Below are 13,274 nucleotides of genomic sequence, written 5' to 3'. Positions count from 1 at the left end.
GGTCACGGACTCCCCTCGCTCAGAACCCCCTTCGGGAAACGGGCGGCAGCGCCGCCGGGACGGGCACCATCGCCGTCTGCTGCCGCTCCGTCTGCTGCTGGCCGATCTGCCCGACCCGCTGCCACTGCGACTGCTGCCGGGCGCTGTGCGCGCCCGCGCTGTAGGCACTGTAGGAGTGGCTGAAGGAGCCGGGCCGGTACACCGTCGGCTCCTCCGTACGGTGCGGGATGTTCCCGAAGGCGGTGAACCCCAGATCGTCCTCGCCGCTGCGGTCACCCGGCAGCGAGCGGAACGTCTTGACGTACTCGGCGTAGAGCGCGTCGTAGATCGGCGTGGCCGACGGGCCGCCCCGGGAGTCCTGGGCCGGTCGCGCGGAGGGGACCGACGGATACACGGGGCGGCGGGGAACCTCGTAGCTGTGCACGTAAGGGAGAACGACCCGTCGCGTGAAGGGATGCGGTTCCGCAGTCGCCCTTCAGGGGCGCGGGGCTGTACTCAGACGCGGCTCCGCCGCGTGGGCGCGACCAGCCACGACGAACGAACTCAGGTACCCGCAAGCGGCATCGCCGCACCCACCAGCTTCCCGTTCGCCGCGGCCTTGTCGAGCGCGTCCCGCAGCAGATCCTCCCGCGGCTGCCGCCCGATCGAGCCCACCGGCGCGGCGAACATCAGCACCTGCTGGTGCTTGTTGGCGGCGGCCCGCCACCCCTCCGTCACCTGCAGCGGCTGGTGCGCCTGCCACCAGGCGACCGGCTGCCCGCCGTTCGCCGAGGGCTGGAGCACGGCGTGCAGCTGACCCATCGCCAGCAGCACGGACCAGCCGTGCTGCACCGGCGGCACCTCGGACAGCTCGGACAGCGGCATGAAGCCCTGCTCGATGAGGAGCGGCAGGAAGTCGTCCCCGGCACCGGTGGTGCCCGGGCGCACGATGGGCGCGGTGGGCTCGACGACCAGCGCGGGGTGCAGCTCCCCGGCGAGCAGGACGAGCCCGCTGGTCACCCCGAGCACGGCCTGTTCGGGGACGACCTTCTGCGGGTCCAGGTCGACGGTGTCGCCGCTGATGGAGCGGACGGCGCCCTGGAGCTGCTCCTCGGTGACCTGGACGACCTGCGAGGGCAGACAGGTCGCGTGGGCGAAGGCGAGGACGGCGGTCTCGTCCCCGATGAACAGGACGGTGCTGGTGCGCTCGTGCGCGGAGTCGCCCGGGGTGCGGCAGGAGGTGCAGTCGTAACTGCCCGGGGCGTTGTCTCCGGCGAGCAGCCGGTCGGCTTCTTCGTCGCCGATCTCGGCGCGTACCTCGTCGCTGACGTCGAGCATGCGCGGCACGGGTGACTCCCTCGGAAGGCGGTGCGTTGGCGGGCCGGGCGGGTTCCCGGCTCATGAGATGACAACGGGGGAGCTGTGGTGGGGGTCACGCTGGACGACTGAGTCGTTCACATCACCGAACACGGATGGTCACGTTCCGTGGGGAATCCGACACCCCCCGTCAAGTAACGGGGAGGTCACGGAGGTTGATCCCGTGAACTGACTCACAGCACGCCTCGACAACTGTCCGACAAAAAGCGACATCAGGGGATGTAGTGGGTGGCCGAAATTCACTACTACTCACGGTAACCCTCAACTGGCCTGCGGGAACAGGGATCTGGTTGATAACGGATCGTCAGGCTCCCTAGATTGCTCCGCCGTGTGCAGCGAGCACCGCTCGGGTACGTCCACCGGCCGCGCAGAGCAGGACCAGGCGCAGCGACACCGCCGGCGGACGGGGCGGAGCGTGACACCCGCGTCGACACGTGGGAAGCGCCCCGCCCGGGGGAGACCCGGGTTTGCAGAGAGGGAACTTCATGTCCGAGTGTGCCGATCACTCCACCCGTAAGACGCGCAAGACGGCGGTCCTCGCCGGGGCGGCACTGCTCGCCCCCCTGGGACTGCTGGCCGCGAGCGGCAACGCCGCGGCGGCGGACAGCGGGGTGTGGGACCGCATCGCCCAGTGCGAGAGCGGCGGCAACTGGCACATCAACACCGGCAACGGCTACTACGGCGGACTGCAGTTCTCCGCCTCCACCTGGCGCGCCTACGGCGGCTCGGCCTACGCGGCCACCGCCGACGGGGCCAGCCGGGAACAGCAGATCGCCGTGGCCACCAAGGTCCAGAAGTCCCAGGGCTGGGGCGCCTGGCCGGTCTGCTCGGCCCGCGCCGGAGCCACCGGCAGCGCCCCGTCGACCTCCGGGTCCTCCTCCACCCAGTCGAGCCCCACCAAGTCGGGCTCCGGCACGTCGAGTTCGAGCAAGTCGAGCTCCGGCACGTCGACCCGGTCGAGCAAGCCGGCGGACACGACGAAGTCCGGCTCGTCGCGGAGCAGTTCGTCCAAGGCGCCCGAGCGCACCACGACCAGCACCTCGCGCGGCAGCAGCCGCGGTGACTACACCGTCCGGGTCGGCGACACCCTCAGCACCATCGCCGCCGCGCACAACACCACCTGGCAGCGGCTCTACGCCGCCAACAGGACCGTCATAGGCAACGACCCGGACCTGATCCTGCCGGGCCAGCGCCTCGCGTACTGAGCCGGACGTCCCGGCCCCGCCGGGCTCACGGCCCCGTCCGGACCACCCACCGGGCGGGGCCGCCGTGTTCAGCGGGCGCGCCGAGCCCATTCACCCGCCTCCCCGGCGAACACGACGGCCCCGCGCCGCAGTTCGTACACGAGGGCCCGCCGGGCGCGCAGCGCGGGCGGCAGCCGCTGTTCGGCGAGGACCACGCACGCGTCGAGCGAGGCGAGCAGGGCGTACGTCCGGGAGGCGGCCGCCGGGGCCATCCCCTGGGCCGGCTCGTCGGCGAGGACCACGCGCGCGTGCGCCGACAGGGCGCGGCACAGGGCCACCATCCGCTGCTCACCCCCCGACAGGGTCCCGGCGCGGCGGGCGAGCAACGGCACCAGCGGCGGGTAGAGGTCGGGGTCGGCCCCGGACAGCTCCAGGTTCTCCCGGACCGTCAGCGAGGCGAACACCGCCCGCCGTTCCGGCACCAGGCACAGCCCGCGCCGTGCCCGCTCGAACGCGGGCATCCGGGTCACGTCCGCCCCGTCCCACACCACCGCCCCGCCCGCCAGCGGTACGGCACCGGCCAGCGCCCGCAGCACCGTCGTACGGCCCGAGCCGTTGCGGCCCAGCAGGACGGTGAGGCCCGGCGCGGGGGCGGTGAGGGTGACGCCGTGCAGGGCCTCCAGCGGGCCGTAACGCACGCGCGCGTGCCGCAGCGAGATCACCAGGCCGCCTCCTCCAGCGAGCCGAGGACACGGTCCGGCGGGCCCGAGGCGACGATCCGGCCGGCCGCCATGACGTGCACGACGTCCGCCAGCCCGGCGACCAGATCGAGGTCGTGCTCGACGACGAGCAGGGCGGTGCCCTCGGCGGCCAGCGCGCGCAGGATCCTGGCCAGCGCGCTCACCTCGTCCGTGTCCAGCCCGGCGGCCGGCTCGTCCAGCAGCAGCACGCGCGGGCCTCCCGCGCAGGCCCGGGCCAGCTCGACCCGGCGCAGGGTGCCGGTGGGCAGCCCTGCGGCGGGCCGCGCGCGGACCGGCCCGTCCAGCCCGAACAGCGCCAGCGCCCGCTCCACCGCCTCCGGCCCGCCGCGCCGGCCCTGCTCGGCGCCCACCCGCACGTTCTCCGCCACCGTCAGCGACGGGAACACGGCGAGCTGCTGGAAGGTCCGCGCGACACCGAGCCGGGTACGCGCGTGCGCCGGCCGCCGGGTGATGTCCCGCCCGGCGAACAGCACCTGCCCGCGGACCGGGCGCAGGGTGCCGGCCAGACAGTGGAACAGCGTGCTCTTCCCGGCACCGTTGGGCCCGACGACGGCGGTGACCCGCCCGGCGGGCACGTCGAGCCCGACCCCGTCGAGAGCGGTGAAGCCGCCGTAGCGGGCCTGGAGATGCCGGGCGGCGAGAAGAAGCGGGGCCGGCGCGCGGGCGGCCCGGGACGTGCGGCGCGGCGGGCGGCGGTCCGGTGCGGACGGCGTGGGGACGGTCTCGTGGGCGTGCGGCGGGGCGGTGACCGGTGAGACCGCGGCGGCGCGGGGCACGAGCCGTTTCCGCACCCGCACCCCCAACGGCGTCAGCACCCCCCTCCGCCGTGCCTCCACCCGTGCCCATGCCGCCCGCAGGGCCTCGTACGGGCCGTCCGGGAAGCGTCCCGTCAGGGCCGCCAGGACGCCGACCAGGGCCGCCGCCACCCCGCCGCGGGCGCCCGCGTCCAGCCCCACCAGCAGGGCCGCCGCCACGAGCGCGCCCAGGGTGTTGTCCGCGCCCAGGACCACCACCGCCGCGAACCAGAGCAGACCGCGGACGGGGTCGTAGGCCGTGGCGTCGAAGGCCCGCAGGCCCATGCCGAGCAGGGCGCCGCCGAGCGCGGCCAGCGCCGCCCCCACGACGAAGGCGAGCAGTTTCAGGGACGGCACGCGCACGCCCGCCGCCGAGGCGCCCGGTTCGTGGTCCCGCATCGCCGCCAGGGCCCGCCCGGTGCGACCCCGGCGCAGCGCCCGCGTGGCCAGCAGGGCCAGGGCGAGCAGGGCCAGCTCCAGGACGTAGTAGGCGCGGTCCCCTTCGAAGCCCGCGGGGCGGCCCAGGGACAGGTCCGCGGTGGCGTACGGCTGGGCGAAGACGAAACGGCTCACGCCGACCCCGACCGCGAAGGTCGCGAGGGCCAGGGCGAGGCCGTGGCGCCGGATCGCCGGCCAACCGGTGAGCAGGCCCAGCGGGGCCACCAGCAGGACCGCCACGACCGGCGCCGTCAGCTCGGGGAGGCGGGGAAGTCCGGGGAAGCGGCCCGCGGCCAGCAGCGCGGTGAACAGGGCGCCCAGTCCCGCGTACGCCGCCTGCCCGAGGGAGATCTGGCCGCCGCGCCCGGTGACCACCACCAGGGACAGCAGGATCACCCCCAGGGCGGGCACCTGGACCGCGGTGTGCAGATCGGACCCCGCGAAGCCGAGCGGCAGCAGGAACAGCACCGCGGCCACCCCCCACGCTCCCGGCGGGGTACGCACGCGTGTCCCCACCGGGGCGGGCGGCGCGTCACGCGGCGCGCCCACCCCGGGCAGGACGAGCGCGGCGACCAGCAGGGCGACCACGAACAGGTTGGCGCCGACCGCCTGCACCAGCGGGGCGGCCCAGCCCGACGGGTGCAGCCGGGTCAGCTGGCTCTGCGCGATCCCGATACCGAGCGCCACCGCCACCGCGACGGGCAGGCTGCGCATCCCGGCCGCCACCGCGACCGCGAGCACCTCCATCACCAGCAGCGGCAGGCCGTACGGGTCGAGCCGCACGTACGGCGCCAGCAGCACGCCCGTCACCCCGGCCGTGAACGAGCCGAACGCCCAGCCCGCCGCCGCGACCCGGTCCGCGTCCACGCCGCCGAGCACGGCCAGCTCCCGGTCGTCGACCACCGCCCGCAGCTCCCGCCCGAAGCGAGTCCACCGGATCACCGCGCCGACCCCGGCGGCCAGGACCAGCACCACGGCGAGCTGCCCCCAGGGATCCGCCGGGACCAGCTCGGGCGCGTCGTCGCGCGCCCCCTGCCCCCACACCAGCGCCGCCCCGCCCACCAGCAGCACGAACACGCCGATCGACGCCACCAGGGTCCGCGCCGGATCGTTGCCCAGGACGGCGAGCGGACGGAAGACGAACCGTTCCAGCAGCACCCCGATCGCGGGCGCGAGGAAGACCAGGGTCGCCACGGCCCCGAGCCACAGCGGCCACCCCCACTCCACCACGCACTGCCGCAGCGCGTAGGCGCAGACCATCGCGATGGCCCCGTGCGCGAAGTTGAGGACCCCGGTCGCCCGGTGGGTGACGATCAGACCGATGCCCGTGAGGGCGGCCGCGCCGCCGACGGCGAGGCCGGCGAGCGTGAGGTCGTAGGTCAGGGACGACATCAGGAGTCCGCCGCGTCCGGTTCGCAGATCGGGCACGGGTCGAGGTCGCCGCCGGCCAGCAGCCTGCCGTCCACCGGCACCGCCTCCGGCTTCCCGGCGACCAGCGGACAGTCCGCCCGGTGCCACAGCGTGCCCCCGGGCACCATCCGCAGCTCACCGCTGACCGCGACGGGCGCGGACACCGCCGGCTCCGGCGCCCCGGGCTCCTCGCCGGCGGCGACCAGAAGGCCGTAGAGCTCCTCCACGCGCGCGGTGGCGGCGGGCGCCCGGCCGGACGCCAGCAGGACCGCCCCGGCGACGATCAGCGCCGCGCCCGGCACCGTGCAGGAGGCGATGTAGGGGAGCTGCCGTGCGGTGAAGCGCTCGCCCGAGACGCCGTACCAGCCCGCGACGCACAGCACCGCACCGGTGGCCAGCGCGACCCAGCCGGCCCACAGGACGGGGGGCACGGTCCGCAGTCGTCCTGTCCGCATCCCACGCTCCCGCCGCAGTCCGCCGATGGCTTGCACTATGCCTTCTGCAAGCTGACCCTGAAAGGACCGGGCGCGCACGCCCGGACCGACACCCGGTGGTGAGCGTGATGCTTCTCGGGAGCGACCTCGGACGGACGCGGGGCACGGCACTGGCGGCGGCGTTGCTCCTCGCGCTCGCCCCGGCCCTCGCGGCGTGCAGCGACGACGGGGGCGGCAAGGCGACCGCGACGGCCACCGCGACGGTCGGCGGGGCGGCCACCGCGCCCAGCGACACGGCGGCGGCCGAGCAGCAGGTCCGGCAGAACTGGCAGAAGTTCTTCGACCCGGCCACCTCCACCGCCGACAAGCAGGCCCTGCTGGAGAACGGCCGGATGATGGGCCCGATGCTCCGGGCCTTCGGCGGGGACCAGCGCGGCGGACAGGTGGCGGCCGAGGTCCAGAAGGTCGCGTTCACCTCCCCGACCGAGGCGACCGTGACGTACACCCTCACCCTCGACGGCGCGACCGCGCTGCCGAACGCCACCGGGAAGGCGGTCCTCCAGGACGGCACCTGGAAGGTCTCCGTCACCACCCTGTGCTCCCTGGTCGGGCTGAGCGGTGATGCGTCGGCGTCGGCGGTCCCGGGTTGCTGAGAGCGCTGCCGCCACGCTGCTGCTCCTGCTGAGCGCGGCCTGCGGCAGCCGGCTCCCGGAGAGCGACTTCGAGCACGCCACCGCCACCCCGCGGACCGCCCCGGTCCGCGTCGGCGTGATCACCAGCACGACCAGCCCCGTCGGCGGCGCCGCCTTCACCGGGCCGCGCGACGGGGCGGTGGCCTACTTCGACCGGATCAACGCGCGCGGCGGGATCGACGGCCACCGCGTCGAGGTGCGGCTGTGCGACGACGGAGGCAGCGGCGTCGGGAACAACACCTGTGTGCACCAGCTGCTCGACGAGGACAAGGTCGTCGCCCTCGTCGCCACCACCTCCCTCGCCTACGCGGGCGCCCCCCGCGTCTCCCGCGCGCGCGTGCCCGACATCGGCGGCCAGCCCATCGGCCCCGCCTACGACACCTGGCCGCACCTCTACGGCATCTACGGCAGCCTCGCCCCCCGGAACGGCACGCCGGGCTGGGGCGGCGAGCTGTACGGCGGCACCGAGGTCTACCGCTACTTCAAGCGCGAGCACGGCGCCCGTACCGCCGCCGTCGTCTCCTACAACCAGCCGGCGTCCGCGTCCTACGCCCGGCTCGTCGAACGGGGGCTGAAGGCCGAGGGCTACCGGGTGGTCGGGGAACAGGTCGACTTCGCGCTGCCCAATTTCCGCGCCGCCGCCGCCGACCTGAAGGCGCAGGGCGCCGACCTCGTCCTCGACGCCCTCGACACCCATGGCAACGCACGGCTGTGCGAGGCGATGGACCAGGTCGGCGCGCATGTCACGGCCAAGGTCACCAATGTGCAGAACTGGACGTCCACCGTCCCCGAGGACTACGGGAACTCCCCGGCCTGCCGCAACGCCCTGTGGGTGACCGGGTCCAGCCGGAACTTCGACGACACCTCCGACCCGGCCGTGCGGGAGTTCCGGGAGGCGACGAAGGGCCTGCCGACGCACTCCCAGTGGCAGCTGGAGGGGTGGGCGGCGGCCCTGTGGTTCACGCGGGCGGCGCGGTCCTGCGCGGCGAGCGGGATCACGCGCGCGTGCGTGGACGCCTTCATGGACCGCAGCGAGGGCTTCGACGCCGGCGGCCTGCTGATCCCCGTCCGCTTCGAACGGCTCGCCGCACCGCCGAAGACCCGGTGGACCTGTCTGTCGGTCGCCCGCTGGCGCGACGGGAGGGGATGGATCACCCAGGGGGACATGGACCGCACCTGCTTCGACGTCCCCCAGCTCGCCTACACGCCCTGATCGGCCGCCTCCAGGGCCGCGTACTCCGGGTGGTGGAGATCGAACGCCGGGGACTCCGAGCGGATCTTCGGCAGTGTCGTGAAGTTGTGCCGCGGCGGCGGGCAGGAGGTCGCCCACTCCAAGGAGCGGCCGTACCCCCAGGGGTCGTCGACCTCGACCTTCTCGCCGTACTTGGTGGTCTTCCAGACGTTGTAGAGGAACGGCAGCGTGGACAGACCGAGCAGGAACGCGCCGATCGTCGAGACGGTGTTCAGCGCGGTGAAGCCGTCGGCGGCGAGATAGTCGGCGTACCGGCGGGGCATGCCCTCCGCGCCCAGCCAGTGCTGCACCAGGAACGTCAGATGGAAGCCGACGAACAGCGTCCAGAAGTGCATCTTCCCCAGCCGTTCGTCCAGCATCTTCCCGGTGAACTTCGGCCACCAGAAGGCGAATCCGGCGAACACCGCGAAGACGACCGTGCCGAAGACGACGTAGTGGAAGTGTGCGACGACGAAGTACGAGTCGCTGACCTGGAAGTCCATCGGCGGCGAGGCCAGGATCACCCCGGTCAGCCCGCCGAACAGGAACGTCACCAGGAAACCCGTCGCCCACAGCATCGGCGTCTCGAACGACAGGGAGCCCTTGAGCATGGTCCCGGTCCAGTTGAAGAACTTCACACCCGTCGGGACGGCGATCAGGAAGCTCATGAACGAGAAGTACGGCAGCAGCACCGCGCCCGTGACGAACATGTGGTGCGCCCACACGACGATCGACAGACCGGTGATCGTCATGGTCGCGCCGACCAGGGTGAGATAGCCGAAGATCGGCTTGCGGCTGAAGACCGGGATGATCTCGGTGATGATCCCGAAGAACGGCAGCGCGATGATGTAGACCTCGGGATGCCCGAAGAACCAGAACAGGTGCTGCCACAGCAGCGCCCCGCCGTTGGCCGCGTCGAACACCTGGGCGCCGAGCCTTCGGTCCGCCTCCAGCACCAGCAGGGCCGCCGCCAGCACCGGGAACGCGAAGAGGACCAGGACCGAGGTGAACAGGACGTTCCAGGTGAAGATCGGCATCCGGAACATGGTCATGCCGGGGGCGCGCATCCCGAGGATCGTGGTGACGAAGTTGACCGCGCCGAGGATCGTGCCGAACCCGGCCAGCGCCAGCCCCATGATCCACAGGTCGGGGCCGATGCCGGGGGAGAACCGGCCGCTGTTGAGCGGCGCGTAGGCGAACCAGCCGAAGGCGGCGGCCCCGTCCGGGGTGAGCAGGGAGCCGAGCACGATCAGCCCGCCGAACAGGAACAGCCAGTACGAGAACATGTTCAGCCGGGGGAAGGCGACGTCCGGGGAGCCGATCTGGAGCGGCATCAGCTCGTTGGCGAAGCCCGCGAAGGACGGGGTCGCGAAGAGCAGCAGCATGATCGTGCCGTGCATCGTGAACAGCTGGTTGAACTGGTCGTTGTCCACGATCTGAAGTCCGGGCCGGGCGAGTTCGGCCCGCATCACCAGGGCCATGGCCCCGCCGATCAGGAAGAACACGAACGACGTGATCAGGTACAGGTGACCGATCTTCTTGTGGTCGGTGGTGGTGAGCCAGTCGACGACCACGCGGCCCCGGCGCCTGCGCCGCGCGGGTGGTGCCGTCGCCGGTACGGTCTGTGTCCCCATCGCTCGCCCCTGCGGAGGTTGTGTGGCGGAGTGGTGCATTTCCTACGAGGTGTCAGCTCCCGCGAACCCGTGCGGAAAGGCCGGGGAAAGGGGCTCGGGGGAGGATTCTCCGGGAACATTCCGCCGGTTTATTCGAGAAGCGGTGACGACACGCGGGAATTACGTTCGAATGCATACGGAAGGCTCCGGGAACCGCTCGTTCGTGTGACCAAGTTCGACCGGAACACCCGTCGTGATCCTGTGACAGAAGTGTGACCGGAGTGATCCACATCCGCGTTCCGGGGTTTCCCCGGCGGCCCCGCGCGGCCTAGCGTGGGCCGTATGTCAGTGAACGAGCCCCAGGACAATCCGGACGGATACGTCGGCCTCGACGCCGCTCACGCCGAGCGGCTGGCCCGGGAACGGGGGTGGTCGACCGTCCGCTCACTGGCGCCCGGGGCGATCATCACCATGGAGTACCGCTTCGGGCGGCTGAACTTCGAGGTGCGCGACGGGCGGGTGGCGCGGGCCTGGAAGGGCTGAGCGCGACACGGCGAAGGCCCCGGTTCCCGTCAGGAGGGGAACCGGGGCCTTCGGTCGCGGGACCGGTCGTGCGTACCGGTGGTCCCGCCGCTCGGAGGGATGGCGGCCGGTCAGCCGCCGGTCAGCGGCCGGGCCGCGGAGGCGGTCGCCCCGCGCGGCAGACGCTCGGTGTGCGGGGGTCTTCGGCTGCCGGCGGGGGTGACCGGGGTGCGCTCGGAGCGGGGCGTGTGCGGGCCCGGGGTCAGGTAGACCGGCGCCCGGGGCGAACGGGCGGCCGCGACCGTCTCGCGGGCCGCCGCGGCCTCCTCCTGCGCCGTGGGCCGCGGTGCGAACGGCACGGGTACGGCGACGGGGGCGGCCGGCGCCGGGAGGGTGCCGGCGCGGCGTTCGCGCCAGCGGTCGCGCAGGTCGAGGATGCCGACCTCGGCGCGGGCGATCAGCGGCTCGCACCAGGGCAGGGCCAGCAGGATCAGCAGCCCCGCGGCCCAGCCGAGCACCACATCGCTCAGCCAGTGCGTACCGAGGTAGACGGTGGTCAGACCGACGCCCAGCGAGACCACGGCGGAGACGGCGGACAGCCAGCGGCGGGCTCGTGGAGTGGAGGCCAGATAGGCCAGGATTCCCCAGGTCACGACCGCGTTGGCGGTGTGGCCGCTGGGAAATATGTCGCCGCCCAGACCCATCTCGTTGGAGCCGATGGTGGTCGCGTAGTGCGGTCCGAGCCGGCCCATGCCGAGCTTGGCGGCGCCGACGGTGATGTTCAGCAGCAGCAGCGAGGCGCCCAGCGTGAGCAGCGGGCGCAGGGTGTGTTGCCGCCAGGATCTCCAGCCGAGCCAGGCCGCGACCATGACGGCGGTCGGGCCGCGCTGGCCGAGGACGACGTAGTAGTCCAGGAACGCGTGGATCTCGGGCCACTGCTGGTACGGCCGGAAGAACATGACCTGCCAGTCGAGGCGGACCAGCCACGAGGTGATCACCACGAGCCACACGATCGCCAGGTAGAAGGCCAGGGTCGCCGCGAACAGCGCGATCCGGTGCCGGCTCATCCTCGGCACGTCGATGTGGGCCGGTCGTTCCGGCTCCCGGTCGAGCCTGGCGAACACCCGGTCCAGACGGGTGAGGTTTCGTTCGGTACGCACCTAAACGACGTTACAGCGAGTGAGCTCGGCACCCGGCCGAATCCTCTGGTTTGTGATGACCATGTGATGTGGGATTGCTCTCAGGAGGGGCTTAATTCCTGCGGATTCGCTAATCCTCGAACATCCATCCCTTCAATTCCTTTGATCATTGTGGGAGACAGTTTTAAGGAACTTATGAATGAGTTCACCGGAAACTCACGGAGGGCCGGAACCGTTCAGCCACCACGCCCCGTACGCGGCCGACGCCAGCGCGACACCGCCCACGACCAGCGCCGCCCTCGGGGTGCGCGGCCGGGCCAGGGCCAGGGCGAGCGGGAACAGCAGCGGGAAGGCGGGCAGCAGCAGGCGCGGTTTCGAGCCGAAGTAGCTCGACGCGCACAGGGCGAGGGCGAGCACCGCACCGCTGTGGACCAGCAGCGGAAGCGGCTGGCGCTGCCGTACGCAGACGACGTACAGCAGGATCAGCGCGGCGACGCCGACGATCAGGCCCAGACCGGCCGGAGCGGACGGGAACGACGTGAACTTGTCGGCGATGAAGCGGGCGAAGGCGTAACCGCCGTCGAAGCCGTTGCGCCAGCCCGCCTGGACGTCGAGATAGCCGAGCGGGCCGCGGCCGGTGCGGTGGCCGACCCACAGCACATAGCCCGCGGTGCCCAGGGGCGCGAGGAACATGCCGAGGGCGCGTACGGCGGGGCGGGCGCCCTCGGGTGCCGCCTCGCGCCGGAGAGCGCGGTCGGCGGGCGGACCGGGGGCGCGTTCAGTCGGGCGCGCGCCGGGCTCGGGCGCTGTGCTGCCACTCCGCCCGAACGGGGACCCCGAGGACGCGCCCCGGTCCCGCAGGAAGGACGCCAGACCGGCCGCCCAGACCGCCGCGACCACCGCGAGCCCCACCGGGCGGGTCAGACCCGACAGCGACGCGAGCACACCCGCGGTCACCCACCGTCCGGTCAGCACCGCGTACAGCGACCAGGCGGCGAGCGCGGTGAACAGCGACTCGCTGTACGCCATCGACTGCACGATCCCGACCGGCAGCAGCGCCCACACGAGCACCGCGCACACGCCCACCCGACGGCCGTACACATGATCGGCGACCGCGAAGATCCCCCAGGCCGCGGCGAGCGAGGCGAGCAGCGCGACCGTGAACCCGGCGTCGGCGTAGGACAGCGGGCTCACCGCGTGCAGCAGCCTTTCCAGCCACGGCAGCAACGGGAAGAAGGCGAGGTTCGAGTGGACGTCCCCGTTGGGCAGCCGGACCTCGTAGCCGTACCCCAGCTCGGCCACCCTGGTGTACCAGAGGGCGTCCCAGCGGGCCGTCAGCAGGGTGTGCGCGCTCTTGCCGCGGGCGGCGCTCCACAGGGCCAGGACGAGCAGGCCCAGGCCCCGTACGGCCGCGTAGCCCAGCAGGGCGGGGGCCGCCCGGCGCAGGGCCGTACCACCGGGAGGCACCACGCGCGTTCCAAGATCGGTCACGGGCCCGATTATCGACCGGGCGGTACGCCGGCCGGGAAAACGGCCGCTCGGGAAGTGGTGTACGCCACATGGGTTCGCTGTGAAGTGTGAGAGTTCCGCCACGTGGCCCTGGCGCGGACTCGCGTACGCTGCGAGTCACTCGTGTTCGTTTGCGCGGGCCGGAGACCACCGCTCCTCTCCGGCCGAGTCGCGGGGAGTCCCCGTCCCGC

Annotated in this window: 12 protein-coding genes; 4 read left to right on the top strand and 8 right to left on the bottom strand. The window is 72.8% G+C overall.

Annotated elements, in window-relative coordinates:
- Positions 1–19: 19 nt before the first annotated feature.
- Both AQJ64_RS35110 and AQJ64_RS35105 read right to left on the bottom strand, forming a co-directional pair.
- Positions 20–424, bottom strand: a complete 405-nt coding sequence (locus AQJ64_RS35110; protein WP_059203297.1) for a hypothetical protein — start codon at positions 422–424, stop codon at positions 20–22.
- A 119-nt stretch (positions 425–543) separates the two neighbouring features.
- Positions 544–1,326: a hypothetical protein gene (locus tag AQJ64_RS35105; RefSeq protein ID WP_059203296.1), complete on the bottom strand. Its 783-nt coding sequence runs from the start codon at positions 1,324–1,326 to the stop codon at positions 544–546.
- Positions 1,327–1,841: 515 nt separating this feature from the next.
- Here AQJ64_RS35105 and AQJ64_RS35100 point away from each other — a divergent pair.
- Positions 1,842–2,561 carry a LysM peptidoglycan-binding domain-containing protein gene (locus AQJ64_RS35100; protein ID WP_059203295.1) on the top strand — a complete coding sequence of 240 codons (720 nt, stop codon included), beginning with the start codon at positions 1,842–1,844 and terminating at the stop codon, positions 2,559–2,561.
- Between the two features lie 68 nt (positions 2,562–2,629).
- On the opposite strand, the gene AQJ64_RS35095 is transcribed toward AQJ64_RS35100, so the two are convergent.
- From AQJ64_RS35095 to AQJ64_RS35085, 3 genes are read right to left on the bottom strand one after another with little or no spacing between them, the layout of a single operon-like run.
- Positions 2,630–3,265, bottom strand: coding sequence for an ABC transporter ATP-binding protein (locus AQJ64_RS35095; RefSeq protein WP_059203306.1), 636 nt, complete (start codon positions 3,263–3,265; stop codon positions 2,630–2,632).
- Positions 3,259–5,925, bottom strand: a complete 2,667-nt coding sequence (locus AQJ64_RS35090; protein ID WP_059203294.1) for a branched-chain amino acid ABC transporter permease/ATP-binding protein — start codon at positions 5,923–5,925, stop codon at positions 3,259–3,261. Before AQJ64_RS35090 ends, AQJ64_RS35095 begins: the two co-directional genes overlap by 7 nt.
- On the bottom strand, positions 5,925–6,398 hold the full coding sequence (locus tag AQJ64_RS35085) for a hypothetical protein (protein WP_059203293.1): 474 nt from the start codon (positions 6,396–6,398) through the stop codon (positions 5,925–5,927). The genes AQJ64_RS35090 and AQJ64_RS35085 overlap by 1 nt, the downstream gene beginning before the upstream one ends.
- A gap of 107 nt (positions 6,399–6,505) precedes the next feature.
- Between AQJ64_RS35085 and AQJ64_RS35080 the strand changes: the two genes are divergently transcribed.
- Positions 6,506–7,030, top strand: coding sequence for an MTB12 C-terminal domain-containing protein (locus AQJ64_RS35080; RefSeq protein WP_059203305.1), 525 nt, complete (start codon positions 6,506–6,508; stop codon positions 7,028–7,030).
- On the top strand, positions 6,999–8,282 hold the full coding sequence (locus tag AQJ64_RS35075) for an ABC transporter substrate-binding protein (protein ID WP_059203292.1): 1,284 nt from the start codon (positions 6,999–7,001) through the stop codon (positions 8,280–8,282). Before AQJ64_RS35080 ends, AQJ64_RS35075 begins: the two co-directional genes overlap by 32 nt.
- Here AQJ64_RS35075 and ctaD read toward each other — a convergent pair.
- Complete coding sequence (ctaD, locus tag AQJ64_RS35070) at positions 8,270–9,934, bottom strand: aa3-type cytochrome oxidase subunit I (RefSeq protein ID WP_055634931.1); 1,665 nt, start codon at positions 9,932–9,934, stop codon at positions 8,270–8,272. The genes AQJ64_RS35075 and ctaD overlap by 13 nt on opposite strands.
- A gap of 321 nt (positions 9,935–10,255) precedes the next feature.
- Between ctaD and AQJ64_RS35065 the strand changes: the two genes are divergently transcribed.
- Positions 10,256–10,456 (top strand): I78 family peptidase inhibitor, encoded by a 201-nt coding sequence (locus AQJ64_RS35065; protein ID WP_055634930.1) that lies wholly within the window; start codon positions 10,256–10,258, stop codon positions 10,454–10,456.
- A 110-nt stretch (positions 10,457–10,566) separates the two neighbouring features.
- Here AQJ64_RS35065 and AQJ64_RS35060 read toward each other — a convergent pair whose 3' ends face one another.
- Positions 10,567–11,595, bottom strand: coding sequence for a phosphatase PAP2 family protein (locus AQJ64_RS35060; protein WP_055634929.1), 1,029 nt, complete (start codon positions 11,593–11,595; stop codon positions 10,567–10,569).
- A gap of 195 nt (positions 11,596–11,790) precedes the next feature.
- Complete coding sequence (locus AQJ64_RS35055) at positions 11,791–13,065, bottom strand: mannosyltransferase family protein (RefSeq protein ID WP_055634928.1); 1,275 nt, start codon at positions 13,063–13,065, stop codon at positions 11,791–11,793.
- Positions 13,066–13,274: the final 209 nt, after the last annotated feature.

The organism is Streptomyces griseoruber, assembly GCF_001514205.1.
Lineage (GTDB): Bacteria > Actinomycetota > Actinomycetes > Streptomycetales > Streptomycetaceae > Streptomyces > Streptomyces griseoruber.
Note: the sequence above shows the minus strand (reverse complement) of the source record. Positions and strands in the feature narration are given on the sequence as shown.